Genomic DNA, 26,420 nt, shown 5'->3' with positions numbered 1-26,420 from the left:
CCTCCTCAGGGAACATGGGTTTGCCGGGCACCGGGTGGTGCCGGGCGGTGGTGCGCCGGGTCGCGGCAGCAGCGGGCGCGGCAGGCGTGGAAACGCGCTGCCGTGCTGTGTGCTGTGCTGGGAGTGCGGCCCGGTGGACGTTGGCGGCGTGATGCCGCGCGGGGATCAGCGGCCGGCGGTGGCTGCGTCCGTGGTGGCCTGGAGGATGTAGAGGCGGTCCTCGGTCGGGTCGCGGTAGATGCCGGCGTCGGCGTGGGACAGCCGTAGTGGGTTGGTGCTGCCGGGCGGGCGGAGCCTGGCGTCGACCGTGCCGACCTTGATGTGGGCGCGGTGGCCGGCGAGGTGCTGTCTGCGGCAGGCGTCGGTGTGCGGCAGGACGACCAGGACGGTGTCGCCGGGGTTGACGTAGCGCCGTTGCACCATCCGGCCCGGGTGTGCCTGCGCGTAGGCGGCGCGTGCGGTGTCGCCGATGAGGGTGTCGACCCGGTCGCGGGCGTGGTGGTACTCGCGGGCCAGGTCGGTGATCGTCTCCAGCGTGCCGGTGACGGCGCTGACGGGCCCGGTGAGGTCGTCGGCGTTGATGAGCAGGGTCCGTAGCTGGTCCACCGTGAGCAGCAGCTCGGTGCGCAGGTGCCGCAGTGTGCTGGCGGCCTCGGGCAGGTGCGCGGCGGTGGGGAGGGGGTCGGCGGCGTGCTGGTCGAGGGTGCGGTCGGTGGTCGCGGCGATCCAGCGGCCGATCAGGTCGAGGTGTGGCATGAGGGTCCCCCGGTTCAGCTGGTGAGGTGGGCGAGTTCGGCGGGGGTGAGCTGGTCGGGGGTGCGGCTGCGCCAGGTGTCGGAGTGGCGCAGGTGCCACCAGCGCAGCAGCGACCGGCAGGCCGAGGCGAGGTCGTCGCAGACCGGCAGCGGGTACGTCATGCCGGCCGGCGTCGGGTGGTGCGGTGCGGCGGTGTAAGCGGTGGGTTTCCAGCCGGGCTCGGTTTCGGTGACCTCGCCGACGATGCGGTCGGGGTAGGGGATGTCGAAGGCGGTGGCGGCCTCGGCGTCGGGTATCACCAGCCAGGTGTGCGGTTCGCGTCGGCGCATGGTGGCCACGCCGCGCGTCGGGTCGCCGGCGTACAGGAGCAGGTGTCGCTCGTCGCTGTCGCCGGGCACGGGCCGGTGGTGGCGCCAGGCGCGGTAGACGGTGAGGAGCATGGCTCCGAGGGCGAGGTGCCGTTCGCGGGCGGTGAGGGCGTCGGTGAGCGCCTGGTGGTAGCCGGCGGCGTGCAGGTCGGCGCGGGCGGCCAGCCCCCGGCGGGTCGTGTCGGCGAGCACGCCCAGCCGGGCGAGGGCTCGGTCGAGAACGGTGGTGCTGTCGGTGAACTCGCGGGCGGTGGTGTGCAGGATCCGGGCGAGGTCGCCGAGCGGTTCGCGGGTGGCGGTGTCGTGGCGCCACAGGCGCTCGGGCAGGACGTCGTTGGTGTCGGCGGCGATGCGCCGCAGCGCGGGATCGGTCAGGAACACCGGGCTCTCCTCTGCTGGTGGGCGGGTTGCGGGCATGCCGAGGACCGGTCGCCGCGGGGGCGGCGACCGGTCCTCGGTGTGTTCGGGTGGTTAGGTGTCAGGCGATGGCGACGGCGCACACCCGCGCGTCCGGCCGCAGGTTGCGCAGGTAGCCGCATGCCTCGTTGAGGAAGCGGAACCGGTCGGCGACGGAGTCGCTGGCGGGGGAGAGGACCCGACCGTCGGTGGTGATGAGGGCGTCGCCGACGAGGGCGATGCGCCAGTGCAGGCCGACGTAGGTGGCTTCGCCGGCCTGGTAGACGGACAGCTCGTAGGGGTCGAAGGCGCTGGCGAGCATCGCCAGCACGCGGGGCTGCTGTTCGAAGCGGCGGCGGGCCTCGTTCAGGGTGATCTTCGTCGGGTCGGCGAGGTGCTGGGCGAGGAAGTCCTCCCAGGGCCGGGCGGGCTTGGTGGTGGCGGCGATGTGGGTGTTCCAGGCCCGCCAGCGCAGGCCGGCGTGGTGGGTGGCCTTCGCGGCGGTGCCGGTCAGGTCGAGGCGGCTCTTGCGGCCGCCGGCGGCCAGGGTGACCGCGCCGAAGCGGCGGGCGGCGTCGAGCAGGTAGTAGCCGAAGAACCGGGTCAGCCAGCCGATGAGCCGGCGGTGGCGGACGTGGTAGCGGCGGGCCGGGGTGCCGTGGGCGTGCAGGCGGGCGTGGACCTTCTCGGCGGCGGCGAACCAGTCGGCGTCGTCGCCGGCGGCGAAGCAGACGGTGACGACCTGAGCGGGCCAGGACGTGGGTGCGGGCATGGCGGGGTGCTCCCTTCGCGGCAGGACAGGGCTGGGCATGGCGGGGTGTGTCAGGTGGTGCCACCGGGGCGCGGCGTCTGGCCGGGGAACTGCCGGTGGAGGCGCGGGGCGTGGATCACAAGCCGACCGAAGGGGTGGGCTGTGGGGTGATCCCGCTGGCGCGGGCAGATCCGGAGGGGGGACAGACGGGCGGCGGTGCGAGCAGAGAGAAGAAGCTGCACCGTAGCGCCGTGACCTGACAGCGCCAGCGCGGTCAGGATCCGTGGCCATGCCTGTGACCTGCGCTGACAGGATCCGTCGCCGGCCTGCCAGGGGCTGTCAGGGAACGAGGACGCCGTCGTCGTCGAAGTTCGGGTTGTCCGCGACCGGCTGGCCGTGGTCGCTGGGCAGCTCGGCGAGGGTGACTCGGGCGGTGGCGCCGGCGGGGAGCCAGACCGCCTCGGCCGGGTCGGTGGTGTGGGTGGCGGTCGCGCACGGCACGTCGCCGGTCAGGAGCCGGTGGAGGTGCTCTTCGCGGTGTGCGCTGCCGAGCCAGAACAGCACCGGGTAGCGGGGGCCGCCACGGCGGGTCAGGTGCGCGTACCGGTCGAGTTTGGCCACGACCCGGCCCAGCGGTTCGGTGCCGGTGTCGGCCTCCAGGAAGAAACCGACCGTGGTGCCGGCGACGCTCCACAGGCCGTGGCCGTCGGCGGTGATGGTCCGGAACTGCCTGGCGGTCAGCGTCTCGGACCACCACCGCTGCAGCCGCGCCTCGGGGTGCCGGCGGGTGTGGGCGGTGAGCCGGACGAAGAACTCGTTGGCGGTGAGCAGGTGGGGCAGGTGCGGGTTGGCCGACAGCCGGTGCACCCGTTGGCGGGTCGCCCGCAGGGTGGGCTCGGGCCGCTGGTGGGCGGCGGCCTGGAACCGGTGCCCGTGGTGGCCGAGGGTCCAGTGCCACGGGTGGCTGCCGCCTCCGGCGCGGGCGAACCGGAACCGGTCCAGCAGACCCAGGCCGGCGAGTTCACCGAGTCGGATCTGGCAGGTGCGGCGCGCCTGGAACAGCATGCGGTGGATCTGGTCGGTGGTGAGGACCTGGTGGTCGTCGAGGAGTTGGAGCAGTAGCCGGTCCCGGTCGGTGATGTGCGGGTAGAGGGCGAGCAGGCCAGGGGAACGCGATGGCGGCATGGAGGGTCACCCCGTGGAGAGAGAGTCCCGTAGGGAGTCTGGATGAGTCGATCTTGCTGGCGGGCCTGTTGCGGGCCGGGTTGCGGCAGGTGGGGCACCTGACAGGACGGTGGCGGGGGCTCGTCTGGGGCCGCGTGTCGCGGACACCCCCAAACGAGCCCCCGATGCCGTATCCGGCCGAGCCCCCGCACGAGCAGCCCGCCGGTCAGCGGTCGCGGGAGTTCATCCGCCGTTTCATCGCGGTGCGGGCCAGCTGCTGCATCGGCGGTTCCCCGTCGGTGCGGCGGTGGGCGGCGGCGCATTCCTGCCGGATCGCGGTCGCCTCGCCCACCACCGGCACCGGCGGGTTGGTGGTGAAGGTGAACGCCGGCAGTTCCCGGTTGCCGACCAGCAGCCGGGCGGCGGCGGTGTAGACGTCGAGGTGGGCGAGGTCGTGCTCGTCCAGCTCGGGTCTGGTGTGCCGGGACAGCTCCCGCGCGTCGGCGGGGTCGACGGTGAAGAACAGCTTCGACCGGGCGTTGGCCGACACCGCCGCCGCCACGTCCCGGGGCAGCTGGGCGAGGTCCTGGTGCGCCAGGACGAGCCCGAGGCGGAACCCGCGCGCCTCGGCCAGCATGTCGCCGACGCTGCCGGGCAGCGTCAGGAAGTTCTGGCACTCGTCGACGTACAGGCTGGCGTCCCGGCGCTGGTCCTCGGCGATGCTGGCCCGGGCGATGGCGGCCTGCCACACCCGGGCCACGATCAGCGAGCCGAGGATCCGGCTGGTCTCCTCACCGAGGATCCCCTTGGGCAGCCGGCACAGCAGGACCCCGCCGTCGAGCACCGCGCCCATGTCGAACGAGCTGTGCGCGTTGCCGATCACGCTCTTGACGAAGTCGCGCAGCAGGAAGGCCCGTAGCCGGGCGAGGACGGGGGCGATGACCTGGCCCCGGAACTGGTCGTTGATGCCGTCGTACCAGAGCCAGAACCCGCCGAGGCCGTCCGGGTCGTCGAGGCCGTGGGTGAACCGGCCCCGGAACTCCCGGTCCTGCAACAGCGACGGCACCAGGCTCAGCGTCGGTTTCGCGTGCCGCATCAACGTCAGGCACGCCACCCGCATGGTGTCGTCCATGCGTGGTCCCCACTGGCCGGCGAAGATCTTCGCGAAGATGCCCACCAGGTTGTCGACCGCCAGGTGCGGATCGCCCTGGTCGTCGAGGGGGTTGAAGCAGCCCGGGTTCTCCTGGTCCGGGTCAATGATGACGATCTTTTTCGCGTACGGGGCGGGGAGCCGGTCGAGGATGTCGGTGATCAGGTCCCCGCGCGGGTCGATGACCACCGTGCCGCGGCCGGCTCGGATGTCACCGAGGATCATGTTCAGCAGCAGCGTGGACTTGCCGACGCCGGTCTTGCCGACGACGTGCACGTGCTGCCGGGCGTCGGTCACCCTCAGCCCGACGCTGTGGTGGCCGATCTGCGAGCGCCCCAGCACCTTCACGCTTCGCCCGCCGGAGGGCACCTGCACGGGTGCCGGCACGGCCTTTGCCCGTGCCCGGTCCAGGCCCGGCACCGCGAGGTCCTGGGGCAGGGCTGCCAGTGCCGCGAGTTCCGGCACGGTGGCCAGGAACCCGCGCCGCAACCGCCGGCCGGCGATCGTCGCCACCGGCCGCGGCATCTTCATGCGCCGCAGCCGGTTCGGCCCGGTGTACGCCGCAGCGGCCGAGGCGATCGTGTGCCCGAGGCCGACGAGACGCTTCCGGATCTGCGTGGCTCGTTCCTTGTCCGGTGAGGTCCGGTCCGCGTCGGTGGCCACGGCGAACCGGACGGCGATCTCGAAGTGTGGCACCCGCACCGCCTTGTCGACCATGGTGCGGGCGTCGGCGGTGGTCACCGGGTTCCGCTCGACCGCCCGGGCCGTCGCAGGCGGGGTGCGTGGCCGCGACGGTCCGGGCAGGAACGCGTCGAGCAGCCACAACAGGGGCTCGACGGCCAGCCGTGTCCCGGCCGACACCGTCCGGGCGGTGACGTCGGGCCTGCCGTGCGGATGGGTGGGCGTGGTCGCCGCCGCTTGTCTGGTTGCGCGGACGCGGCGGGCCGACGCCGGACGGGCGAGGACCTGAACGCACGCGTGCTCGCGGTGGCGTACCTCGGCCCCGGCGGCCAGCAGCGCCCGCAGCGGATCGGTGTCGTGTTCGGTGCGCAGCGGCAACCCGTCGGGGTGCTGCGGCCAGTGCGCCCCGCCCACCTCGTCGCCCACCTGGGCCGGGATCGGGGCGGCGGCGTCGCTGGCGACCGCCGTCGCGGCGGGCCAGGCCGCCCGGACGGCGGCTTCGACCGCGCCGGGCGGCACCGTGCCGGGCACCCACACCCGGATGGTCAGCGCCCGGCCGGTCCACGTGTACTCCCACCCGACGTGCGGGTAGCCGAACACGCGCCGCCGCCACACCGACGGTGTCAGCACACCGACGAGGGTGGTCCAGAACGCGGCGGCGGCCTCGGCGGTGACCTCCGGCGGCGCGGCGATGGTCAACCACCGGGCGCCGGCGGCGAATCGCCGGTGCCGCCAGGCGAGCATTCGGTCGTGGCCGAAAACGGCCGCGACGATCACGGCGGCGGCGAGAACACCGAGCCACGGCCGGGTGGTGACCCACTGCCATATCTCGGCAGGCCAGGTCGGCGGTGCGGCCGTCATTCGACCTCCCCGATCCCGGTGACGGCGATTGTGTGCTCCGCGGCCGATCCGACGCTGCGGAAGAGGATCCGGCTGCGCCCGGCGACGAGCAGGCCCTCGCCCCGGGGCGCGGACAGCAGCAGCCGGGCCTCGCCGGTGGTCAGGTTGAACGCCTCGGCGACGGCGTCGATGGACTGCGTGCTCTGCCGCATCAGCACCTGGGTGGCGGCGTTGGACACCACGGCGAGCCCGAGGTCGGTCGACAGCACGTCCGCCGCGTCCTGGGTGACGACGCACAGCCCGGCGGACCGCTTCCGGGCGGCCTTCGCCATCCGGAACAGGAACCGGCTGCCCTCGCCGTCGCGCATCAACAGCCAGGCCTCGTCGACCACGACGAGCCGCCGCCGACGGTGCGCGCCCGGGGCGGGTGTGTCGATGCCGGACCAGATCGCGTCGAGGGCCAGCAGCGTGCCCACGGTGCGCAGCTCGTCGGGCAGGTGCCGCAGCGACCACACCACGAGGTGGCCCTCGGGGCGGACCGACGTCGGCCCGTCGAACAGGCCGGCGAAGTTCCCCACGGTCCACGGGGCGAGCCGGGCGGCGAGCTGTCCGGCGGCCGGGTCGCCGTCGGCGGCGAGCACGTCGGCGAGGTCCCGCAGCCGCGGCGCGGGCCTGGTCCACGTGGCGGGGTCGCCGTTGATGCCGGCCCGGGCGTAGGTGGCGGTGATGGCCCGGTCGAGGGCGGCGCGTTCGGCCGGCGGCGGGGCCGCCCCGAGCAGCACCGAGACCAGGGTGTGCAGGTACAGGCCGCGCCGGGTCAGGGTGTCGGGTCGGTGATCGGTGGGCAGATCCAATGGGTTGACGCGGACGTCGGGTTGGCCGAGCTGCACGATGGTGCCGCCGACGTGCTCGGCCAGGGGCGCGTACTCGTCCTCGGGGTCGATCACCGCCACGGTCGTGCCCTGGTACAGGTTGCGCAGCACTTCGAGCTTGACGAAGTAGCTCTTGCCCGCGCCCGAGCGGGCCAGGACGACCGAGTTGTGGTTGTCCTGCGCCCACCGGTTCCAGATCAGCACGCCGTTGCTGGTCGTGTTGACCCCGTAGAGGACCCCGTCGGGCACGGCGACGGTGCCCGGCGCCGGGGCGGCGAGGTCGGTCGAGGCGAGCGGGAACGCCGCCGCCAGGGCGGTGGTGTCGAGGATGCGGCGCATCCGCAGCGCGTCCACGCCGACGGGGAGGGTGGACACCCAGCCCTGCTGGTGCCGGAACGTCGCCGGTTGCAGGTCCAGCAGCACGCTGGCGGCGGCCGACCTCACCCCCGCGACGGTTTCGTCCAGCTCGTCGAGGGTGCGGGCGTGGACGGTGACGTAGATGCCGACCTCGAACAGCTTCGCTGCCCCTCGGGCGACGCGTTCGGCGAGGTCCGCGGCGTCGGCAGCCGCCGCCTCCACCATCGGGTCACCCAGCCGGCCCTGGTCGGCGTCGAGCCGCCGGGACGATTCGAAGCGGGCCCGCTGCCGTTTGAGCATCGGTGCGGCCAGCTGCGGCGCGACGGGGTCGAGGTGCACCGCGACGTCGACCCGGCCGGGGTAGGACAGTAGCGGGTCCAACCACGCCGGCCCGACCTCGGCCGGGTAGCCGCACACCACGTACGTGGCGGCGTACCCGTCGCCGACCTGCACGTGCCGGGGCGCGACCGACAGGGCCGCCGGGGAGGGCATGCCGTCCCCGGCAGCGGCGCTTCTCATTCTGCTGGATTTTCTCAGGATCACGGTGTGCTCCGTAGGGTGATCGGGGTGCCGGGCACCGCGCGGGGGCCGGACAACGGCGGGGAGAACGGATCGGCCGCCTGCGCGAGGGCGGCGGCGACGGCCGGCCCGTCCAACGCGACCGCTTCGACCCCCACGCCGGACAGGGCACGCACGGCGGTATCGGCCGCGTACGCGCCGGTGACGACGGCGAGGACCTGCCGGCGCAGCGGATCGCGACGGCTGTCGAGGTCGAGCAGGAAGTCGGCGTAGTCGCCGGCGGCGGCCTGCAGCGCCGGATGTGGCAGGCGCGGCGCGTGGTCCACGGTCGCCTGTGCGTAGGCGGTCAGGTCGTGCCGCTGCGTGGCCACGACGAGCTGCGCCGGCCCGGTCAGCGAGTTGAGGAACCGGCCGAACCCGTCGAGCAACGCGGCCTGCTCGCCGCCGGTGCGCAGGTGGATGTTCGTGGTGCCGCAGGCGATCAGGACCTTGTCGCCGCCCTCGCTGGTCAGGACACCGGCCGGGGTGACGCTGGTGACCGCAGGGTGCAGCGGAGCCGGGACACGCGGCTCGTCGGCCACGACCGCGACCGCGCTGGCCCGCGTCGCGCCCGGAGCGAAGGTGCGCGGGCTGCGCGACAGCAGGAACCCGTGGCGCAGCCACACATCCAGGGGCAGGCCGTCGCGGCGGCCGAGCGCCACCACGACAGCGCCGGCGAACACGGCGACCCCGGCGACGATCCACGCCACCGGCGGCAGCAGATGCCCGAACCTGCGGTAGACACCGAACGCGACCAGGCCGACACCGCCGACGATGCCGAGCTGCCGGAACGTCAGCCCGAACGCGATGCGGTCCGGCTCGTTGACGTCTGCCGGGACGACCGCCCGGGGCGTCGTGTCATCCGTGCTGCTCATCTCGGCCTCCGTACCGGTAGGTGCCGGCCCAGGCCGCGGGTCATCCCCTGGAGAGCGACCGTGCGCACGACGAACCCGACGACGTTGGGGCCCCGGCCGCCCTGCTGCCCGACGAACCGGCGCATCAGAGTCGGGATCTTCACCGTGGTCCAGAGCACGACGACCACGAGCACGAGGTTGAGCGTGTCCGACCCGGGCAGCCCGAGCAGGATCGGCAGGTTCGACTCCGGGTCGATCAGCAGGTCGATGCCCGCCGAGAACACCACCGCCTGCAGGGTGGGGGTGGCCAGGCAGCCCAGGAGGCTGCGCCACCACAGCTCTGCGGCACCCTGCGTCCACGGAGTGGCATAGCAGGCCAGGGCCACCGGCCCGATCCCGGCCAGGACGACCAACACCCCGACGCGCGCGATCCAACCGCCGACGAGCATGAACATCAGCACGACGATGAGCAGCCCGATGACGGCGGTGAGGAGCGCGGTGCCCTGGTCGGTCATCGCCGAGGCGATACGGGCCTGGATGAAGGTCACCGCCACGGTGGTCGGCGCGGCCTCGCCGGCCATCGACACGGTCAGGGCGTTCGCGACGTCGATGAGCGCGCCGGTCAGCGGCACAGCGAACGCGGACAGGACGAACCCGACGACGAGCCGGGGCGCCAGTTGTTTGACGCTGTAGCGGGTCTCCACCGAGTCGCCGACCATCGTGGCGGCACCCGCGGCGACGATCGCGAGGACGAAGCAGGCGTTGACGACCAGCGACCCCTGCTCGGCGATCGACTGCACCTGCGGCAGGACCGTGACGTCCGGCGACACGAAGATGGACGAGGTCAGAAAGGCCAGCAGGCCGCCGAGAAGAGCAACGACCGTCTCGGCGAGCCAGCTGACCAGACCGTCCATCAGCACGTTGACCATCACAGGTGGCCGCCTCAGCCGCCGAGGATGCCCTGCAGCACCTGCAGGACCACCGGGGACAGCACGGCCAGGGCGTAGCCGATCAGAGCCGACTTGAAGTTGCCCTTGGCCTGCTCGACCTGGGCCGGGTCACCCCCGGCCGCCATGTACCGCAGACCACCGATGACCAGGAACATCGTCGCGACGAGCGCGATGATGCCCATGATCCAGTCGGTGATGTTGGAGATGACCTGGCTGATGCTGTTCGCCGCCAACGGCTGGGCTTCGGCGGCGAGGTCGGACAGGACAGCGAGAGTGGTGTGCATCGCGACCCTCCACAAGACTGCGCGGGCCGCCACGGTGGGGACCGGGCGAGGGGGGAGTGGTCCGGTGGGGGCGCTCCTCCCTTACCAGCGGTGAAGGGATAGCGGTGTCAGTACGCCGCGCCAGCCGTGCCGGACCACGGACCCCGCCGGAAGGAACGGTCCCCACCGGGCGGGCATGCCGTGGATGACATGCACCGCTCAGATCTCGACTGTCAGGCCGATCGAACCCCCGTTCTTCCTGTCAGCCTCTGACAGGACCGGTCATCGGTGCATGCGGTAGGAGGGCCGCCCACGTGCCCCTTACTGGCCTGCCCGCTCCGCGACAATGCTCGCTTTTGTTGGTAACCAGACTGAAGTCCCCGTTTGGGTATCCGCAGCCGTCTGGACGGGCTGAACTGCCAGTCTGGGTGACCCGACCGCCGAGATCGCCGTACTCGAGCGATTCGCCCGACAGAGACACGCCCCCGAGGCCACCCTGGCCCGGCTCCTCGAACGCCTCAGACAACGCCGGGCAACGGCCCACGGGTAACTACCACCACCGTCCATGACCCGTGATAACCCCGAGTGGTGACAAAGGACTTAGGGCCCCGACGTGACGACACGGTGCGCGAGTGCGGCTTTCAGCGGGTGAAGGCAGGATAGTCAGGAATCGGCGGGCGGTGACGCGCTCTCTACTGCCTGTCCCTGATAGATACCGCACACAGGATCTCGATGGGTGTCCGCCAATCAGCCGTTCGGCTAGTGACCTGCCGGCGGCCAGATGGATATATTGAAGGACTCGCCTCGAGGTGCGAGATCACCCGGACGTTGATCCGGGGACCGACCGATTCGTACCGGTGTGCATCTCGGGCATTCTCTCATGCTCCTCATGCCTGGCCTGCGCGCCCTCCGCTCGCTCCCAGGGGGACAGTGCATGCACCGACCTGAACCGGCTGGCGTTCGCAATGCGGCTGGGCCGATCGTCGCGGGTGACCTGCTCGACGGCCGCAAGATAACCGGATTTGCGTACGCGGTGCAGCCAACGCCGCCCACCGCGGCCAACGATCGGCTGCTCTTCGATGGCGACGACGCCCTGACCGAGGCGCCGGCTGCCGTTCTGCCGCAGACCGCGGCGGGCGCCGAACGTATCGGCATACCTGCGCTGGACAAGCTCAACGGTCACCAGCGAACGGCAGCATCACCCGGGCTGGCCGTGCAGGTAGAGGACATGCTGCGCCGGCCCGGAGCCCAGTGGCGGTCCGTCGCCCTGCCGCTCTTCGATGCGCTGTATGCGGCCGGTCACGAGGTCTGGATCGCCGGAGGCGCCGTCCGTGACCTGGTGACCGGCGAGCGCGAGGTAAACGACCTGGACCTGTCCGGTACGGCGCCGCCCGGCCGGTTCTGCGATGTGATCCTTCCCGTGCTGCGGGTCGAGAACCTGGCGGAGAGCGAGATTCTGGTGTGCAAAGACACGCTGGTGTGCTCGACGTCGCCGTTCGAGACGGCGGTGCTTGACGGCGCATACATCGAGTACCGTAGCCTCGCGCTGATTGGCCACCAGCTTCCCGGCACCAGCAGCGACTTCGCCGAGGACGCCGCCAAGCGTGACCTGAGCTTCAATACTCTGCACTACGACCGGCGCGGCGCCGAGGTGCTGGATCCTACCGGCCGTGGCCTGGCCGACCTGACCGCCGCGGCCCGGCGCTTCTTTCCCTGCCGCACAGCACGCGATGACCGGTCCACCGCCGCCGTCGTCCTCCGCGCGGTCAAGCAGGCCGCGCGATGGTCACGCGCGGGTGTCGCCGTTGACCTCACTGAGCTGAGCGCCTGGATCGCGGAGCTGGCTCCCGAGCCGTGGCGGGACGCCAGCGACGACACCTGGCGGGGTATCCGGGACGACCACGCCTACTATCTTGCGCCCGAGGCGACCCCCGCAGAGCAGCGGGCGCTCGCCGCTCGGCTGGGTGCCCGGGCGCAGGTTCTCGTGGCCCGCCTGCTTGAGGAGGCATCGTGACCAGCGTCCACCGCCCGATGAGCACCTGGGTCGCCCGGCTTGGCACTGCCGGGAGCGTCGGCCCGGTCAACGACGGCCACCGACGAGCGGACGCCCGCACCCTGCCGTGGTTCGAAACTACCTGGAGCCGGGTCCGGGCCGGGGAGCCGGCCGCGCTTGCGCTCATCGAGGAGGGCACTGGCACGGTCGTGGTCGAGCTGGACAACTACAGCGTCCCGATCCCGGTCAGCGAGGCCGGGCTGACTGTCGTCGTGCAGGCCGAGCGGGAGTGGCCCGCGATAACCGAAAGCTCCGACTGGTCGGCGCTGGCTTTCGAGCCGATCCAGCTGCGCTACCTGCTCTTGCGCCGGCTGAACGCGGAGGCCGGCGCACCGCCGCCGTGGCTGTTCCACATCCTAGACTGGCACCGCGTCGATGAGCTGGCCGCGCAGATCACCCGCCGTCTCACCGGTGGGGGCGACGAGCCGCTGATCGTGCTTCGACACCACTACAGCCCCGCCGTCCCGGGCCTCACCTCCGCGCTGGAACAGATCGACGCCGGCTACCGGGAAGGGAACGCGGAAGCCCGCTATCGGGGGTTGGCGGCCTTGCTGACGGCCGTCCGGGCCGGGGATGTCGACAGGCTTCCGCGCAGCACCCGGGCCGCCCTGCTGTCCATGCTGGCTGCAGTCGCCGCAGGCTCGCGGATGCTCGGCGTCGCCGTGCGCGAGACCGCGCGACAGCTCGCTGGCGACCCGTTCCGGACCTACCTCACCAGCGAACTGCTCGAACCGCTCTTCGAGGCGGCTGCGGCTGGCGAGGACCGCGAGCAGGAGACTACGCCGGTCGGCGAGCCTGGCTTTGCGCTGTCGGTCACTCGGTCCGTTCGCAGGCGGCTGCTCATCACCGCCAGGGTCGCCCCGGGCGGCGACGATCTGCCCTCCTTCCTGCACGTGAGGGTCATCGTCCCAGGCGCTCCCGGCGAGGACCGGCAGCTGTGGATCTCACTGCGGCCCGAAGGCGACGCGCTCACCGGTACGGTCGACATCCCGCTACCACCTGCCGCGTTCGAGGTGACCGTGGCTGACGTCCCGGTCACCGCGGCTGCGCTGCGCTTTACCGCCCCCGATGAACTGCTCGACTCGATCCGGGCTGCCGATTTCGCGTCCGCCGACGTGTGGCTCGACACCGGCGACGCGCTCCCCGATGGCCACCCGGTCAGGGAGGCCGCCCGCCGCTTCGAGGAGGAGCAGTGACCGGCACCACGACCCCCGCCGCGCAGCGGCTTCGCACCGCGTCTCTCGCCGAATTGGTGACGATTTCGCTGCCAGAGGCCGACCGTGGGTTACTGATCAGTGAAAAGCAGCCGCTGATTCGGGCTTTTCGAGAAGCGATCCGGGCGTGTGACGTTCCAACGCTGGAAGCTGTCTACGAAGGAAATGAGGCGCTGCACAGGAACATTCCGTCGTCGGCGAACGCACGCGTGGCAAGGGAATCGGCGTTCACCTCGGGCCTGCGGGCGCTGGCGGGGCTCGGGCTCGCGATCACGGTGGACGGCCTCGACCGGGCCCGGGCCTGCCTGCGCCGTGCCGAAAAGTGGCTGGACGCCTCGCGGCTCTGTCTGCCCGCCGCCGTCGCCGCAGCCGGCCCGGCGGAGGCCGCCGCAGTCGCCCGGCTGCTCCGGCGCAGCGGCTTGCGCCCCGCCGAGCGAGCGGCGCAACTGCTGGAACCGGAGACGTTGAGGGACCCGGTCCGGCTCACCGCCTGGATCTGGCTGCTCGACCTCGCGGACCGGCTGCCGGCCCGAAAGCCGGGACCGCACTGCGGGGTGCTCTTCGACCGTGGAGCAGACGGTGGGGTGGCGAAGCTGTCGTTCTCAACACTGCCCGCGCTGCCGCCACTCCTGGCACCGGACCCGGCGACGCTGCTGCTGTGCAGCGTCGACCGGTCGTTCCAGCAGATGCTCACGGACGTCTGGATGATCACCGCGCTGCACCCGGCCACCGTGCTGTGGTCCGTCGACCAACCTAGGGAGCAGACCGTCCGCATCACCGGACCGTCGCTCGGCGTCGCCTTCGCCGTGCTGCACCGCGACCTGCGGCGCTGGGCTCTGCTGCGGCACATCGCCGACCGGGATCGCACGATGATCGTCGGCGCGATCGACAGCACCGGCCAGGTGCTGTCGGTCCGCGGTTACCCCAGCAAGCTCGGCAAGATCAACGCTCGCGACCGGATCATCCTTCCGAGAAGCGACCACGTGGAGGTCAAGGAGATCACCGCCGCCGCCAATGTTCGCCCGGTGCTGCATCCGGTGAGGACAGTCAGCGGAGCCTCCTTCCTCAGCCGTCTGCCCGGATGGCGGCGAGTCGCGAGCACACTTATCACCGTCGCATTGCTGGCGGCCGCGACCGGCGGAGCGGCGGCTGTCTATCAATCCGTCGCGCGAGGGCGGACCGTCGCCGATCTGGGTCGCAGCGAGATCAGCAACGCGGCCAAGGCGCTGCAAGACCGGGCCACCCAGGTACGCGCGGCCGACCCGGTCGGGGCACTGCGGCTCAGCACCGCCGCCGTTGCCCTCGACGACACACCCGCAGTTCGTGCCAACCTCATCGACCTGCTCACCTCGACCCGCTACCGGGGCACGTTGCTTCCCGACGAGAACGCCGCCTACGTCAGCGGCCTCCAGCTCAACACGGACGGCACGGTCATGCTCGCGTCCGCCGAAAATGGCGCGCAGATCTGGACGAGCGAGGGTGCCCGCGCCTGGACCCCGCACACCATCCCCTCGGGCGGCGTGCTGAGTCCGGACGGCACGCTAGTCGCCGCTCCAGAAGGCGACGGGCATCGCCTGATCGACGTCACGGACCCAGCGAAACCGCGGCCGGCCGCGATGGTGCCCGCCGCCAGCCCGGTCACGTTCAGCCCGGACAGCCGGTCGTTGATCGCCGGTACGTACCCGCCGACCGTGTGGTCGTTGACGGACCCGGAGCAACCGGAACGCATCGGTCCGGCCGGGAATCCCGAGGACGGGGACCGTAGCGCAGGGGCGATCGCCATGTGTGGCACCACCACCGTCGCGGTCGGGCATCTCGGCGCGACCCGGCTCTATCGCCTGCGGGATAGCGCGGCGGCCGAGTTGCTCGCCGAGACCGACGGCAACCCAAACCGCGAGATCGGTGTGCTGGTCTGCACGGATGAGCTGCTGGTCGCCGCTGACCTTGGCCAAATCGGGGTCGGTGACCTGGACAGCTCGGTGACGGTCTGGGAGATCGACGAACCGGTCAAGCCGGTCCGCTACGCGACGCTCGGTGCACAGCAGGGAATCGCGACTGGGCTCGCGCTGCACGACCGTACGCTCGCTGTCACCGGCGACAGCGGCACCCGGATCGGTTTCCTCCCGTACAGCGAGGCCGGTGAGGGAAGGTTCGAAGACGTGGCCATGGTGGCGGGCATCGGCAGTGTCGCCTTCGGGTCCGGCGACGATATGTTGTTCACCGGCCGCCTCGACCGTGGTCCCGGCATCAGTTTGTGGGACATCACCGACGTGTCCGATGCAGACCTGATCTCGAACAACGACGCGGCCTTCGCGTGGTCGACCTCGCTCGCCGGTGATCTCCTCGCCGCCTCCGGCTCCGCCCCGAGCAGAATCGGCGAGGAGCAGGGCCCGGAGGTGACTCTGCTGCGCGCGACGGCAGACGGCCGTCTGGCGAGGCTCTCGTCGCTGAAGCTGCCGCCCGGCGGCACGGACTCCTACTACCCCGAGGTGGCACTCAGCCCGGATCGCCAACTGCTGGCGGCGTCGCTGCCCGGCGGTGCCCGGCTCTGGCACCTCGACGAGCACGGTCGGCCCACCCGGGCCGGCGACGTCGCGAACAGCGCGCCATTCACTGCGCTGAGCTTCACCCACGATCCGCGGGTGTTGATCGGCATCGACCAGCGTGGCAACGCCTCGGTATGGGACCTCACGGATCCGGCGCGACCACGTGCCGCAGGCACCCTGACCGGACCCGGAAACGGCACGGAAGCGGCATGGTCGTCGCTCTCCGCGGCCGTGGGCGCTCCGGTCATGGCGACCGCGAGTACCGACGGCAGCCGGGTGGTGCTGTGGCGGACCGACGATCCGCTCGCCCCAGTGCCGGCGAGCACGATCGTGCTGCCGCCGCTGCCCACGTCGACCGCGCTCACCCCTCGCGAATTTGAGCCGCTGATCGAGCTCGCCCCCAACGGGCGTCGCTTGATCACAACCGAGGGCACCTCCTCCCGGCTGAAACTCTGGGAACTCCACGATCTGACTAAGCCGGCTGGCATGAGTCTCCCCGAGCAGGTCGCCGGGCACGACGTGGCCTTCGGCCCGACTGGCAACCTGCTCGGCACGTTGGGTGGTGAGATGGCGACGGCTCACCTCTGGGACCTCACAGATGCGCGGCATCCGGTGCAACTGCGCCGTGTCATCAGCGGCCCGCAGGGACATTCGCAGGTGTCGAACGTGCAGTTCGGAGAAGCGATGTTCTACGTGGGCGAGACCATGCGTGGACTGCCGGTCGCAGAACAGGCACGGATGAGCGTGAATCCGCGCGCCTACGCCTGCGGCATCGTGGGACACGGGCCGAACCGCTCGGAGTGGGCGGCAGTCCTGCCCGGCCGCGAGTGGCAGGAAGCATGTCCGTGACCTCGCCGATCGCGCAGCGCCAGAACGGGCGGTACGCGCTGAATCTGCTGGCGGCCCAGCGGGCGCTCTACCGGGAGGTCCGAGTGCTCCGGCGGCTGCGTACCTCGATCGTCGTGGCCGGTGCTGCGGCGGGCTGTCTCGTCGCGCTCGTGCTGGCTCCCGACCCGGTCGCGGTCGGTGTGGTGACCGGCATCGGACTGCTGCTGGTCAGCCTGACCACCGGCGGGCGGGAGCGGCGCCGGCAGGGTGCCGCGGTCGCGGTGCAGGAGGAGTTCGACACCTACGTGTACGGGCTGCCGTGGAACCCCCTGTTGGCCGACCGGCCGAGCACCGAGCTAATCGCGGCGTACGCGGGGCGGCATCGGTCGCGGCACGGAGACGCGGGCCTCACCGACTGGTACTCGGTGCCCGACGGCGTCGACCGGTGGACCGCGGTACTGCTCTGCCAACGCACGAACGTTTCCTGGGACGCGCCGCTGCACCGGCGGTGGACCGTATTGCTGGGCATCGGCCTCGCCGTGCCGACCGCCGCCGTACTCACAGTGGCGGTCTTGGGCCTACTGAGCCCGGCCGAGCTGACAGCGGCGGTGCTTGCCCCACTGCTCGCGCCGGTGCACGCGCTCATTGAGTCCCTGCGCGGCAACGCCGAGCATGCCCGACGCGGCGCTCGGCTCGACGCCGAGATCGCCCGGCTGCTGCGGGACGGCGCGGGTCCGCACGACTACCGGCAAATCCAGAACCAGATCTTCGCGCTACGCGAGGCCGGGCCCCTCGTGCCCGACCTGCTCTACCGGCTGCGGCGGCCGTCGCTGCACCGGATCGTCCAAGGCCAGAACGACCACCTGACCACCCGAGCCGAAGGAAACCTGTCATGATCGTTCCTGTCCTCATCGGGCTCCTCGCCGCCACGGCGTCGCCTGCCCTGTCCGCACCGGTGGCGGTCGAGTTCTTCCGCACACTCACCGCCTCCACGGTCAGCGGCGACCCCGGAGCGCCCGCGGTCGCAATCTCCGTGCGGCAGGCAACCGCCTGCGACCTAACCACTGCCCTGGGGGAGCCAGTGCCGGGTGCCCGGCTGACCGTCGACGGCAAGGTCGTCTACGACGGAGAGGCCCCGCCGCCCGGGGCCGAGACGGAGCCAGACGAGGACGCGAGTGTCGTGTTGCGGGCCGACGTCGAAGCGCTGCTGGCGCTCGCGCCGTCGGATGCCCCGACCGGAGAGGTGACATTGTCCTGCAGGGACCGCGCCGGTTCCTGGGTTGATGTCGTGAACGAGCCGTGGCGCCATGGCGGCTTCGATGACCTGCCACTTGCCATGCCGGAAGCTGTGGCCGAGCAGGGACAGCCGCTGACGGTATATGACATCTGGGGCATATATCAGGCCGCCGATCCGGTCGTCTACCAGATGAAGATCGACGCGCAGCCCGCGACCATAACGACGGGCGAGAACGCCGGGGCCATGCAGGTGTCGCTGCCTGGGGAGCTACGACCCGGCCTACACGATGTGACGGTGCAGATGGGAGAAAAGGTGATGACCGTGCCGTTCATCCAGAAGGGGAATATCGTCGAGGCGCAGCCCTCCTCCTCGCCGAGCCTGCTTAAGTGGATTTACGCCGGCACCGGGCTCGCCGCAATCGTCGTGCTCATGATCGTGGTGCTCCTGCGTCAGCGCCGCCGAGGCCAATAGAGGCCGTACCGTGCCGGTGCCGACCCGATGATCCGGTGCCGCGCAGGAGACGGTGGCAGAGTGGGGGCGGGCGCTCAGCCGGTGATGAAGTGGATGAGGTGGTAGCGGTCCCACCAGTCGTCGCTGTGGTGCAGGTGGATGGTGCCGTTGGTGCGGGTCAGGAGGAGGCGGTTGCCGTCCTGGATGAGGGCGGCGTCCCCCTGCCGTCCGGCCAGGACCCTGGACACCGTGGCGATCATGTTGGGGATGGCTTTGTCGGCTAGATCGTCCGCGTGGGGGGAAAAGGTGACGTTGACGTACGCGTCGGGTTCCCATTCCCAGCGGGTGTCGTCGCTCTCGGCTTCGTAGTAGCCGTGGGTGCCGGCGCGGACGGTGATGGCGTAGCCGCGTTGGTCGTAGAGGCGGGCGGTGAACAGCCGCGGGTTCGCTGTCGGTCGCGGTATCTCGTCGGGGTGTGCGGCGGTGAGCGCGGCGATCTCGTCGACGGGTGGATTGCCGGCGAGGATCAGCCGGAACTCAACGCCCATGTCCGCCCGCCTCTACTCAGTTTCGCCGGATGATCTGTTGGATCGTACCGTCGGGTTGCACCACGGCCAGTTCCTTCAGCCCGTCGATGGGCCAGTCGTCGAACTGTCGTCGTAGCGCGCTGAGGTCACCTTCCCAGTCCTGGAGGTTCACCACGACCCGCTGGGTCTGCTCGTCGTCGATCTTCTCCCGGACCTGACTCCAGACGTTGCGCACGGAGGTGCGGGCGGCGGGGGAGTAGCAGTCGAAGACGTGGCCTTCGACGAGGTAGTCGGGGTCCTTGTCCGGGTTGCCGTGGTCGCCGGTGCGTTCGCGGGCGTCGCCGGTCTCGGCTGGGGTGGGGTTCTGGTGCACCCGGTAGCCCTTGGCGGCCAGACTGTCGGCGCATTCGTTCTCCAGTTCCAGGGCTCGTCGGGTGCTGTCGTCCACCTTGGGCCCGATTCTGGTACGCGGACCGGTCGGCGTGCCGCCGGGGACGCCGGTGGGTTGCCGGCTCCACGGCGGAAACACCTCACCCCCAACCCGGGCGTGACCGGGCTCGGCGGGAAAGGGATCGGCGCTGGCGGCGGGGGTGGGGCTGGCCGGTGGGTGCCGGTCAGCCCCGCTCAGTTTCCCGAGGCCCCGAGCTGCCGGGCCTGGCCGGTGGCGGCTTCGATGGCTTGCGCGGCGGTGCCGGCGCGGTGTACGAGTAGCACGAGGACCTGTTTGACGCCGTCGAGGGCCTGCAGGAGCGGGCCCGGTTGTCCGCCCTGCAGGACTGCGCTGACAAGGTTTCGGGTGTCGTCGAGGTGGCTGATCGTCGCGGTGGCGGACTCGCGGGCGGCGGTGATGCGTTGCTGCACCGGGGCGAGCGCGGCGATGGTCTCCTGCGTGGCGGCTTGCCGGGGAACCGCTGCGGCGGCCGCGGTCGCCTCCCCGACCGCAGCGGCAACACTGCCCAGCCCGCCCTGGACGGTGGAGACCGTCGCCCGTACCCGGGCGATGCCGGCAGCGACCCCGGCGAAGCCTGCGGCGGCGGCCCGTAGGGCGATTTCCTGGGCCTGCCGGTCGACCGCCGCCGTGAGACCCTGGGCCCGGTCGACGCCCGCCGTCAGCGCCCGCAACTCCCCGATGATCTGTTCCATGCTCGACACGCGTCAGCCACCCCGACCGAGAACGGACTCCGAACCCCGCAACGCAACCTACCCGGACGACCCGGCCCAGGGGCACCCGAACCGCCTGGAAACGTCGAGGACGCCGGACGTGTGATGCCGTCAGGCCGCCGTAGCGGCGGGTCGCTGGGCGGGCGGGCGCATCGCGCCGGAGAGGTCGCCTCGGGTGACGGCGGCGGCCACGACACGTTCGGCTCGCCTTCTGCGCATCCGCAGGACCGAGGCGGTCACGCCCTGCTCGGCGGCCAGTTGCTCGATCAGCGCGTCGCCGAACCGGGTTGCGCTGATCAGCTCGGCGGCCTCGGCGGTGATCAGGCCGGCGGCGGCTGCCCGGCCGAGCAGCAGGTCCGGGTGCCCGTAGGGCATGCGCGGTGACCGCGAGCCGGTGGGCAGGTCCAGCGGGAGTTCCTGTCCGTCGTCGGCCTTGACGACGGCCGCGCCTGCGCGCCACGCGGCCCAGCACAGCCGTAGCCACAGCCGGGGTGGGGCGGGGTCCGCCGTGCGTAGGGCGTGGAGGAACCCGGCCAGCACCTCGGAGTCCACGTCGTCGGCGTGCCGGGCGTGGCCGCGGCTGATCTTCGCCGCGAGGTGCGTCAGCGCGGGCAGGGCGACGCCGATCGCGCCGACGACCCAGGCCGGCCCCCAACCGCGGGTGTGGTGGGCGAGTTGCCGCCACACCGCGTCGGTGGTGTCACTGTCGTAGCGGTTGAACATGAGCAGGGTGCGTAGCTCGTCCAGCGGCATCGTCGTGTCCGGCAGGCCCGGAACCGGGCGGGCGTCGAACACCAGCGGCGCGGGTTCGCAGGTCAGCAGAGTGAACGCCTGCTCGGCGGTGCTCAGGGCCGTGACGGCCGTTCTGGTGCGGGTGGTCGTTGCCATCGTGAGTTCCCCTCGGCGGTAGCGCTTCGCCCGACTGCGAAGGCTTCGAGACCCCCGATTGGGACAGCTCCACCTGACACCAGAAGGAGTTGTCAGACCGGGACAGGCCGTGTCCGTCCCGGTCAGGTTCGCGGCGGTGCCGACCGTTCGCGTGCCCGTCCACCGGGCGGCGGTGCGTGTGACCTGACCGGTTCGGTCAGGTCGGGGGTGGGTTCGATCGACCTGACAGCCACGCACTGGGGATCGTCAGTACGTCCCGCCGGTCCGGGGGCCACCGCGCCTATGACCGACAGAAACCCGCACCAGGCACCGGTCCCCGTGGGGGACGTGGTGCCCGGCGACGCGCCCGTGCCGATCACCGTCTGGCCGGTCCCGGCCCCACCACAGGGCGAGACTATGTCCAACGCGATGGGCGTACGGCTGGTCCACAACCTCACCCACCCATCCGACCTGGTCATCGACCTGGCCGTGGGCCCGCAGTTGGCCCGCGCGGTCATCGCCGCCCATCGCCGCAGCCACCTGCAGTCGACCCGACTGCTCGGCTGGGGTCGGGAAGCGGCGACGCTGATCGTCACCGGCTGGCCCCCCGACGGCGGCGTCTCGGCGGTGGAGTTCTTCCTGCGCTGCCACGCGAGCCTCCTACCGGGCGGCTGCGTGGCCGTGCTGCTGCCGCACGGGGACCTGATCCTGCCGGTCGACGTGGTCATCGCCGCGAAGCGGGCCGGGCTGGCGTACCTGCAGCACGTCGTGGCGGCCGATCGGCCGCCACGACGTGGTCAGCGGGCGCAGCTGGACATCCACACCGATGTGCTGATCCTGACCCGCAGCGTGCCGCAGCCCGGAGGCGTCGATGGATGAGCCCATGCCGGTGACGTCGGTGTGGCTGACCTGCCAGCAACCGGCCCGGGACCAGCGGCGGGGCCGCTACGTGCCGGAGACCTCCAGCCATCCGGGAAAGATGCTGCCCCACCTGGCCGCGCACGCGATCAGCTCGTACACCGCGCCGGGGGATCTGGTGTTCGACCCGATGTGCGGCTCCGGGACCACTCTGGTCGAGGCGATGCACCTCGGCCGGCAGGGGATCGGGATCGACATCGAACCCCGGTTCACCGGGCTGGCCGCCTCCAACGTCGCCCTGGCCGCGTCGCAGGGCGCGACCGGGTCGGCGCAGGTGTTCACCGGCGACGCCACGGGTCTGCTCGACCTGGTGCCGGCGTCGGTGGTCGGCCGGGTGGGGCTGGTGCTCACCTCACCGCCGTACGGGCGAGGAACGCACGGCCTCGTGCGCGCGACGAGCGCCGGGGTCCGCAAGCGGTACCACGTGTACGGGGACCGGGAACGCGGCAACCTCGCCTACGGCGGATGGTTCCGCCTGTTCGACGGGTTCGCCGCGATCCTGGCCGCCAGCCACCGGCTGCTACGTCCCGGCGGGACCGTGGTGATCACCTGCCGCCCCGTACGCCGCCGGCGCGACGATCTCATCGACCTGCCCGGGCAACTGCTCGCGGTCGCCCGGTCGGTGGGGCTCGTGCCGGTGCAGCGGTGCGCGGCGATGCTCGCGGCCGTCCGCGACGGACAGATCGTGCACCGGGCGAACATGTTCGGGCTCCTGGCCGTCCGCCGTGCCAGGGACGAGGGCATCCCCGTGCACCTGATCGCCCACGAGGACGTGCTGGTCCTACGTCGCTGCTGAACGCCCGCAGGTTCAGCCCATCGGCTCAGATGAGGGACCGGAATCCTGGGCGTCCGTGAGAGTCAGCGGGCAGGAGCGGTCTCCGCGCGGGTCACCGCCAACGCCCGAGCGATTATCGGACACGAGGTTCACGGTCAGGCCGGTGTCCCCGGTGCCTGGACGATGACTGCGGCCTCGGGAACGCGGTCGTCGGCGATCAGAGCGGACAGCTCATCGAGTAGTCGTTCGAGATCGTCGCGGTTCTCAAGGTCGTAGTGCTTGTTGACCATCCTGTCGTCGGCGAGGCGGACTGTCGTCAGCTCCGCCTCGCCGGTGGCCCAGATGATGATCGCGGCGAGCCACGTCGTGGACTCGAACTCGCTGACCACGACCGCCTTGCCGTGGTTCGGCTGGATCGGGTGCGTGTGCCACCGCATCCCCAGCCTCGCCCACGTCTCTGCTCGGGCCTTGACGGTGACCGGCAGCGCCTCCAGGGGAAACGTCATGCCCGTGACTGTCGCACGGCCCCCCCACCGGCTGAATCGGCACCGGCCGCGGCGGTGCGTTCAGTCGAACCAGTTGAACAGCAGGTTTCCGAGCCGGTCCGGCCGGTGGTAGGCGGCATCGCGGCGTTCGTCCTCGGTGAGGAATCGCAGATCACTGTCGCCGAGTGGCTGGATCAGCTCTGCGGCCGTGGCGACCCGCAACCCCGCCTCGGAGAACAGGTTGCCGGCCGGCACGTTGACGAACGTCAGCGTCACCGCGTGGTGATCCTGCGGCTCGGCCGCAGCGACCAACAATGCCGCAGCGTTGAACAGCAGGCCCACCGCTACTCCATCGCGGAGCCTCACACCCACCCGGTAGCAGTTCCGGCCGGCGGCGGGCTCCTCGACCGGGGTGGTGACGGTCCCGCCGGAAGCACGCATGCTGGCGTGCACCGCAGCGAGCCACACGGCACGAGCAACCGGATCGTGGTGTGGCCTGGTCGCCCCTGCCTGCGCCACGTCCACGATCTCCACGGCTGAATTGTCCGTAGCCGGTGGCCCGGACGTCGAGTCCCGCACGGGAACAATCTGACAGATCGCGGCTTTCGGCGGGCTGACAGCCTCTGCCAGCCGTGCCGACCTGACAGCAGGGCCCGTGGGACTCTGGCCGAGGCTAACCTGAAGGCTCTCCTTCTTCTCGTGCCCCCTGATCTGGCCTCTTCTCGCGACGGCATCGCGCCCACCGGCTCCGGTCGGCCGCCGTCGCCCGCGTCTGATCCGGCCCCACACGGTCCACGACCCTCTGCCCATGCCACAAGGGCAAGGGCGATGTTCCCGTTCCGCCCGGCGGTCACCACCCAGTGGCCGCCTTCGTGCTGTCCGATGGAGGACGACATGCTCGTGCCCCGCTGGTACCTGACTACCCCCGACTGGTTCGCCGAGCTGCCCGACGCGATCCCCAGCGGCGACGACGGCAAGACCGTGACCAACCAGCACGTACGACTGCACCACGACGGGCCTCCCGCTGGCCCGGCGGAGAGCGACGCCGCGATGCGCGTGGCCCTGCTGGCCGTCGAGCAGCTCAGCGAGGCCATGACCCACGCCGCCGACTGCCACGACCTGACTGAACTGGCCCGGCTGCTGTGCGGCCTCAACCTCGTCCAGGCACATCTGACCCAGACGATCCAGCGCATCGCCGAGAACGTCCACGGCGGTGCCTTCAGCGGACTCGCCGCCGTGCCGGACACCGTCGTGCAGGCCCTCACCGACAGCCTCAGCACCGCTGGCACAAACGGCGAGATCCTCGCCGGTCACCTCAAGGACGCCCACCTGATCCTGCGCTCCGTCGCCGTCGCGTAGCCCCAGCCTTCACCGGCAGGCGTGATCCGGCACCGGACACGCAGCCGTCTCGACCCGCATCATCCGGCCGATGCCCGGCCGACCGCGCACACCCGCGCAACATCCGGGCACGGCCAGCAGGCGTGCCCGGATTCCATCCACCAACAGATGGAGGAATCCCGTGCCACACCACCTCTCGACACTCTCCGGCCCCCGCCGCCGGATCCAGCCGCACCACCTCAACGACAGCCCCACCGACACTCTTGCCGCGAACCTCGGCCGCCGTGCCGAGGCCATCCGCTGCTGGGAACTTCCCGCGCTGCGACGGATGCGCAACGCCCTCACCGGCCCGGTACCCGCCCCGGTGGTGCTCGCATGACCGCCCCCGAGATTCCCGCGGTGCCGGTACGCCTGGCCCGGCGGCCCGTCGTCGGAGGGCTGGTCGTCCCATGGATCACCGCCCGCACCCCCGACGGCCGGTACCGGTTCGGCACCGTCGACCACCATCGTCACGTCTGCGCACTGCAGGAACGGCTCTGCCAGACCTGCGGCGACGAACTCGACCCCGGGCGGATCGTCTTCGCGGTGCGCGACAGCGACCTGCGGCTGCTCGTCAGCCCCGAGCCGGGCATGCACCCCGTCTGCGCCGCCTACTCCGCCAGCGGCTGCCCCATGTTGGCCGGCCGGATGAGCCACTACCGCACGACACCACTGGCCGCGCAGCTGACCGAGGCTGGCGCGTCCTTCCACGGCGATCCCACCGGAATCCGCCCGGCGGCACCCGCCGAACGCTGGCACCTGCTCTGGACCACCGGCTACCGGGCCTTTACGAATCCGCTCACCGGCCAACCGGCCGCAATGGTGCTGCCGGAGCAGATTCTGCGCGTCCGCCCGATCGGCCCACCTCCGCCGCTGCGCCCCGCCGATCGCACCCCGGACAGCGAGCCCGGCCCCGCGTCCACCCCTGGCCCCGAACGGAGTCCGTCATGACCCTGCATGTCATCGCCGTCTACCACAACACCGAAAGCCGATTCCTCCCGTACGAGCCGGGCCACGCCCTCACCCAGGTCATCTCCTACTGGCGGCGTCTGCCCGCCTTCGCCAAAGCGGAGCGGACCGCCAGCTGGATCTACGGCCTGTTCAACGTCGACCTCGACCAGCTGCAGACCTGCCGCGAGACGCTGAGTGGAGAGGCCGACTTCCTCATCGCCTGTACCTACCGGCTGCTGCGCCTGCGTTCGATGTCCACCGGAGACGTCATCGCCATCACCGCCAACGAACGCACCACCTGGCTGGCCTGCGAGTTCGGCGGATGGAGGCGCATCGACCCGCCGAACAACATCACCGGGGAACCGTTCACCGCCGGCACCATCCACCAGCACCTGCGGCGAGACCGCCGTGCGTGAGCACCCCTGCCGCCACCACCCGCGGGGCCGGCACACCGATGCCTGCCTGACCGGCTCGTGCGGCTACTGCGGCACCAGCCTCCAACTCATTGCCTCCGGCGAATGCCGCTCCTGCCTGCTGATCGTCTGCGAGGCATGCGATGCCGGCTACCACCCCGACCTCGGCCCCATCTGCCGCTCCTGCGCCCAACCCGACGCCAGCCGCAAGACCCGCCCGGCCACCTGACCGTGCCCTGGGACCACCCCGTACGGCCACCCTCATCGCCCGCCGGCCCCGCCGAGCGGGCACGTCACCCTTCCCGGAGGTTCCGCATGACACCCAAACCATTTCCCGTCATCGCCGTCACCGGTAGCCGGCTGCTGCGCGCCGAGCTGCGCACCGTCGAACAGCAGGCCGGATACGAGTTCGAGTACGCCGACTCCGTTCCCCAGAGCCGCCGCTACGCCAGCCGCCGCCCGCTGATCGTCATCGGCTCCGACCTGGTCACCCGGTTCCGCAACCGGCTCGCCTGCCGCGGCATCGTCGTCGTGGCCTCGGTGAACCCGCCCGACGCGAGGGTCTGGGTGCACGCCGAGCGCGTCGGCGCAACTTACGTCATCGTCCTGCCCGCCGCCTCCTCCTGGCTGGTCCACCACCTCCTGCGCGACCTGCCGT

At 71.4% G+C, this 26,420-nt stretch carries 27 protein-coding genes and 1 pseudogene; 13 read left to right on the top strand and 15 right to left on the bottom strand.

Annotated elements, in window-relative coordinates; genetic code table 11:
* Nucleotides 1-165 precede the first annotated feature (165 nt).
* From O7628_RS00390 to O7628_RS00350, 9 genes are all read right to left on the bottom strand, one after another.
* Nucleotides 166-756 carry a hypothetical protein gene (locus tag O7628_RS00390; protein ID WP_278127543.1) on the bottom strand — a complete coding sequence of 197 codons (591 nt, stop codon included), beginning with the start codon at nucleotides 754-756 and terminating at the stop codon, nucleotides 166-168.
* A gap of 14 nt (nucleotides 757-770) precedes the next feature.
* Nucleotides 771-1,505, bottom strand: coding sequence for a hypothetical protein (locus O7628_RS00385; RefSeq protein ID WP_278127542.1), 735 nt, complete (start codon nucleotides 1,503-1,505; stop codon nucleotides 771-773).
* Nucleotides 1,506-1,602: 97 nt separating this feature from the next.
* Nucleotides 1,603-2,292 carry a hypothetical protein gene (locus tag O7628_RS00380; protein WP_278127541.1) on the bottom strand — a complete coding sequence of 230 codons (690 nt, stop codon included), beginning with the start codon at nucleotides 2,290-2,292 and terminating at the stop codon, nucleotides 1,603-1,605.
* A 318-nt stretch (nucleotides 2,293-2,610) separates the two neighbouring features.
* Complete coding sequence (locus O7628_RS00375) at nucleotides 2,611-3,456, bottom strand: replication-relaxation family protein (protein WP_278127540.1); 846 nt, start codon at nucleotides 3,454-3,456, stop codon at nucleotides 2,611-2,613.
* A 205-nt stretch (nucleotides 3,457-3,661) separates the two neighbouring features.
* Entirely contained in the window at nucleotides 3,662-6,127 is a 2,466-nt protein-coding gene (locus tag O7628_RS00370) for a DUF87 domain-containing protein (protein ID WP_278127539.1), read from the bottom strand.
* Nucleotides 6,124-7,854, bottom strand: a complete 1,731-nt coding sequence (locus O7628_RS00365) for a DUF87 domain-containing protein (protein WP_278127538.1) — start codon at nucleotides 7,852-7,854, stop codon at nucleotides 6,124-6,126. The genes O7628_RS00370 and O7628_RS00365 overlap by 4 nt, the downstream gene beginning before the upstream one ends.
* A gap of 20 nt (nucleotides 7,855-7,874) precedes the next feature.
* Nucleotides 7,875-8,768, bottom strand: coding sequence for a PrgI family protein (locus tag O7628_RS00360; protein WP_278127537.1), 894 nt, complete (start codon nucleotides 8,766-8,768; stop codon nucleotides 7,875-7,877).
* On the bottom strand, nucleotides 8,765-9,676 hold the full coding sequence (locus O7628_RS00355) for a conjugal transfer protein TrbL family protein (protein WP_278127536.1): 912 nt from the start codon (nucleotides 9,674-9,676) through the stop codon (nucleotides 8,765-8,767). Before O7628_RS00355 ends, O7628_RS00360 begins: the two co-directional genes overlap by 4 nt.
* A 14-nt stretch (nucleotides 9,677-9,690) precedes the next feature.
* Nucleotides 9,691-9,981 (bottom strand): pilin, encoded by a 291-nt coding sequence (locus O7628_RS00350; protein WP_278127535.1) that lies wholly within the window; start codon nucleotides 9,979-9,981, stop codon nucleotides 9,691-9,693.
* 913 nt (nucleotides 9,982-10,894) lie between these two features.
* Between O7628_RS00350 and O7628_RS00345 the strand changes: the two genes are divergently transcribed.
* From O7628_RS00345 to O7628_RS00325, 5 genes are read left to right on the top strand one after another with little or no spacing between them, the layout of a single operon-like run.
* Nucleotides 10,895-11,974: a hypothetical protein gene (locus tag O7628_RS00345; RefSeq protein ID WP_278127534.1), complete on the top strand. Its 1,080-nt coding sequence runs from the start codon at nucleotides 10,895-10,897 to the stop codon at nucleotides 11,972-11,974.
* Complete coding sequence (locus tag O7628_RS00340; protein ID WP_278127533.1) at nucleotides 11,971-13,209, top strand: hypothetical protein; 1,239 nt, start codon at nucleotides 11,971-11,973, stop codon at nucleotides 13,207-13,209. The genes O7628_RS00345 and O7628_RS00340 overlap by 4 nt, the downstream gene beginning before the upstream one ends.
* Nucleotides 13,206-16,622 (top strand): WD40 repeat domain-containing protein, encoded by a 3,417-nt coding sequence (locus tag O7628_RS00335; protein ID WP_278127532.1) that lies wholly within the window; start codon nucleotides 13,206-13,208, stop codon nucleotides 16,620-16,622. The genes O7628_RS00340 and O7628_RS00335 overlap by 4 nt, the downstream gene beginning before the upstream one ends.
* Nucleotides 16,619-17,497 carry an S-4TM family putative pore-forming effector gene (locus O7628_RS00330; RefSeq protein WP_278127530.1) on the top strand — a complete coding sequence of 293 codons (879 nt, stop codon included), beginning with the start codon at nucleotides 16,619-16,621 and terminating at the stop codon, nucleotides 17,495-17,497. The genes O7628_RS00335 and O7628_RS00330 overlap by 4 nt, the downstream gene beginning before the upstream one ends.
* Nucleotides 17,494-18,309, top strand: coding sequence for a hypothetical protein (locus O7628_RS00325; protein WP_278127529.1), 816 nt, complete (start codon nucleotides 17,494-17,496; stop codon nucleotides 18,307-18,309). The genes O7628_RS00330 and O7628_RS00325 overlap by 4 nt, the downstream gene beginning before the upstream one ends.
* A 74-nt stretch (nucleotides 18,310-18,383) precedes the next feature.
* On the opposite strand, the gene O7628_RS00320 is transcribed toward O7628_RS00325, so the two are convergent.
* The 4 genes from O7628_RS00320 to O7628_RS00305 form a co-directional block, all read right to left on the bottom strand.
* Nucleotides 18,384-18,836 (bottom strand): SitI3 family protein, encoded by a 453-nt coding sequence (locus O7628_RS00320; RefSeq protein ID WP_278127528.1) that lies wholly within the window; start codon nucleotides 18,834-18,836, stop codon nucleotides 18,384-18,386.
* Nucleotides 18,837-18,852: 16 nt separating this feature from the next.
* A complete protein-coding gene (locus O7628_RS00315; protein WP_278127527.1) occupies nucleotides 18,853-19,263 on the bottom strand; it encodes a hypothetical protein in 411 nt (136 codons plus the stop codon).
* A gap of 176 nt (nucleotides 19,264-19,439) precedes the next feature.
* Nucleotides 19,440-19,967 (bottom strand): DUF6244 family protein, encoded by a 528-nt coding sequence (locus O7628_RS00310; RefSeq protein ID WP_278127526.1) that lies wholly within the window; start codon nucleotides 19,965-19,967, stop codon nucleotides 19,440-19,442.
* Between the two features lie 120 nt (nucleotides 19,968-20,087).
* Complete coding sequence (locus tag O7628_RS00305; protein ID WP_278127525.1) at nucleotides 20,088-20,864, bottom strand: hypothetical protein; 777 nt, start codon at nucleotides 20,862-20,864, stop codon at nucleotides 20,088-20,090.
* Between the two features lie 282 nt (nucleotides 20,865-21,146).
* Here O7628_RS00305 and O7628_RS00300 point away from each other — a divergent pair, with 282 nt between their 5' ends.
* Both O7628_RS00300 and O7628_RS00295 read left to right on the top strand, forming a co-directional pair.
* Nucleotides 21,147-21,722: a hypothetical protein gene (locus O7628_RS00300; RefSeq protein WP_278127524.1), complete on the top strand. Its 576-nt coding sequence runs from the start codon at nucleotides 21,147-21,149 to the stop codon at nucleotides 21,720-21,722.
* Complete coding sequence (locus O7628_RS00295; protein ID WP_278127523.1) at nucleotides 21,715-22,557, top strand: DNA methyltransferase; 843 nt, start codon at nucleotides 21,715-21,717, stop codon at nucleotides 22,555-22,557. The genes O7628_RS00300 and O7628_RS00295 overlap by 8 nt, the downstream gene beginning before the upstream one ends.
* Nucleotides 22,558-22,691: 134 nt before the next feature.
* On the opposite strand, the gene O7628_RS00290 is transcribed toward O7628_RS00295, so the two are convergent.
* Together O7628_RS00290 and O7628_RS00285 are read right to left on the bottom strand one after the other, a co-directional pair.
* A complete protein-coding gene (locus O7628_RS00290; protein WP_091284988.1) occupies nucleotides 22,692-23,042 on the bottom strand; it encodes a hypothetical protein in 351 nt (116 codons plus the stop codon).
* 60 nt (nucleotides 23,043-23,102) lie between these two features.
* Complete coding sequence (locus tag O7628_RS00285; protein WP_278127522.1) at nucleotides 23,103-23,555, bottom strand: hypothetical protein; 453 nt, start codon at nucleotides 23,553-23,555, stop codon at nucleotides 23,103-23,105.
* A 348-nt stretch (nucleotides 23,556-23,903) separates the two neighbouring features.
* On the opposite strand from O7628_RS00285, the gene O7628_RS00280 reads away from it, so the two are divergent.
* The 6 genes and pseudogenes from O7628_RS00280 to O7628_RS00255 form a co-directional block, all read left to right on the top strand.
* Nucleotides 23,904-24,380, top strand: coding sequence for a hypothetical protein (locus O7628_RS00280; RefSeq protein WP_278127521.1), 477 nt, complete (start codon nucleotides 23,904-23,906; stop codon nucleotides 24,378-24,380).
* A gap of 160 nt (nucleotides 24,381-24,540) precedes the next feature.
* Entirely contained in the window at nucleotides 24,541-24,738 is a 198-nt protein-coding gene (locus O7628_RS00275) for a hypothetical protein (protein ID WP_091284998.1), read from the top strand.
* The gene (locus tag O7628_RS00270) at nucleotides 24,735-25,349 is read left to right on the top strand and encodes a hypothetical protein (RefSeq protein WP_091285002.1); all 615 of its coding nucleotides are present in this window, start codon (nucleotides 24,735-24,737) and stop codon (nucleotides 25,347-25,349) included. Before O7628_RS00275 ends, O7628_RS00270 begins: the two co-directional genes overlap by 4 nt.
* Nucleotides 25,346-25,765, top strand: a complete 420-nt coding sequence (locus O7628_RS00265; protein WP_074472906.1) for a hypothetical protein — start codon at nucleotides 25,346-25,348, stop codon at nucleotides 25,763-25,765. Before O7628_RS00270 ends, O7628_RS00265 begins: the two co-directional genes overlap by 4 nt.
* Nucleotides 25,758-25,991: a hypothetical protein gene (locus O7628_RS00260; RefSeq protein ID WP_278127520.1), complete on the top strand. Its 234-nt coding sequence runs from the start codon at nucleotides 25,758-25,760 to the stop codon at nucleotides 25,989-25,991. The genes O7628_RS00265 and O7628_RS00260 overlap by 8 nt, the downstream gene beginning before the upstream one ends.
* A gap of 86 nt (nucleotides 25,992-26,077) precedes the next feature.
* Nucleotides 26,078-26,420 (top strand): annotated as a pseudogene (locus O7628_RS00255) (hypothetical protein); the annotation flags it as partial.

The organism is Micromonospora sp. WMMD956 (assembly GCF_029626125.1).
In the GTDB taxonomy this organism is placed as follows: domain Bacteria; phylum Actinomycetota; class Actinomycetes; order Mycobacteriales; family Micromonosporaceae; genus Micromonospora; species Micromonospora carbonacea.
Note: the sequence above shows the minus strand (reverse complement) of the source record. Positions and strands in the feature narration are given on the sequence as shown.

Coding starts and splice junctions, on each gene's coding strand:
- O7628_RS00390 (WP_278127543.1), bottom strand. CDS start 756: ATGCCACACCTCGACCTGATCGGCCGCTGGATCGCCGCGACCACCGAC.
- O7628_RS00380 (WP_278127541.1), bottom strand. CDS start 2,292: ATGCCCGCACCCACGTCCTGGCCCGCTCAGGTCGTCACCGTCTGCTTC.
- O7628_RS00375 (WP_278127540.1), bottom strand. CDS start 3,456: ATGCCGCCATCGCGTTCCCCTGGCCTGCTCGCCCTCTACCCGCACATC.
- O7628_RS00370 (WP_278127539.1), bottom strand. CDS start 6,127: ATGACGGCCGCACCGCCGACCTGGCCTGCCGAGATATGGCAGTGGGTC.
- O7628_RS00365 (WP_278127538.1), bottom strand. CDS start 7,854: ATGAGAAGCGCCGCTGCCGGGGACGGCATGCCCTCCCCGGCGGCCCTG.
- O7628_RS00360 (WP_278127537.1), bottom strand. CDS start 8,768: ATGAGCAGCACGGATGACACGACGCCCCGGGCGGTCGTCCCGGCAGAC.
- O7628_RS00355 (WP_278127536.1), bottom strand. CDS start 9,676: ATGGTCAACGTGCTGATGGACGGTCTGGTCAGCTGGCTCGCCGAGACG.
- O7628_RS00350 (WP_278127535.1), bottom strand. CDS start 9,981: ATGCACACCACTCTCGCTGTCCTGTCCGACCTCGCCGCCGAAGCCCAG.
- O7628_RS00345 (WP_278127534.1), top strand. CDS start 10,895: ATGCACCGACCTGAACCGGCTGGCGTTCGCAATGCGGCTGGGCCGATC.
- O7628_RS00325 (WP_278127529.1), top strand. CDS start 17,494: ATGATCGTTCCTGTCCTCATCGGGCTCCTCGCCGCCACGGCGTCGCCT.
- O7628_RS00320 (WP_278127528.1), bottom strand. CDS start 18,836: ATGGGCGTTGAGTTCCGGCTGATCCTCGCCGGCAATCCACCCGTCGAC.
- O7628_RS00305 (WP_278127525.1), bottom strand. CDS start 20,864: ATGGCAACGACCACCCGCACCAGAACGGCCGTCACGGCCCTGAGCACC.
- O7628_RS00300 (WP_278127524.1), top strand. CDS start 21,147: ATGACCGACAGAAACCCGCACCAGGCACCGGTCCCCGTGGGGGACGTG.
- O7628_RS00295 (WP_278127523.1), top strand. CDS start 21,715: ATGGATGAGCCCATGCCGGTGACGTCGGTGTGGCTGACCTGCCAGCAA.
- O7628_RS00290 (WP_091284988.1), bottom strand. CDS start 23,042: ATGACGTTTCCCCTGGAGGCGCTGCCGGTCACCGTCAAGGCCCGAGCA.
- O7628_RS00280 (WP_278127521.1), top strand. CDS start 23,904: ATGGAGGACGACATGCTCGTGCCCCGCTGGTACCTGACTACCCCCGAC.
- O7628_RS00270 (WP_091285002.1), top strand. CDS start 24,735: ATGACCGCCCCCGAGATTCCCGCGGTGCCGGTACGCCTGGCCCGGCGG.
- O7628_RS00265 (WP_074472906.1), top strand. CDS start 25,346: ATGACCCTGCATGTCATCGCCGTCTACCACAACACCGAAAGCCGATTC.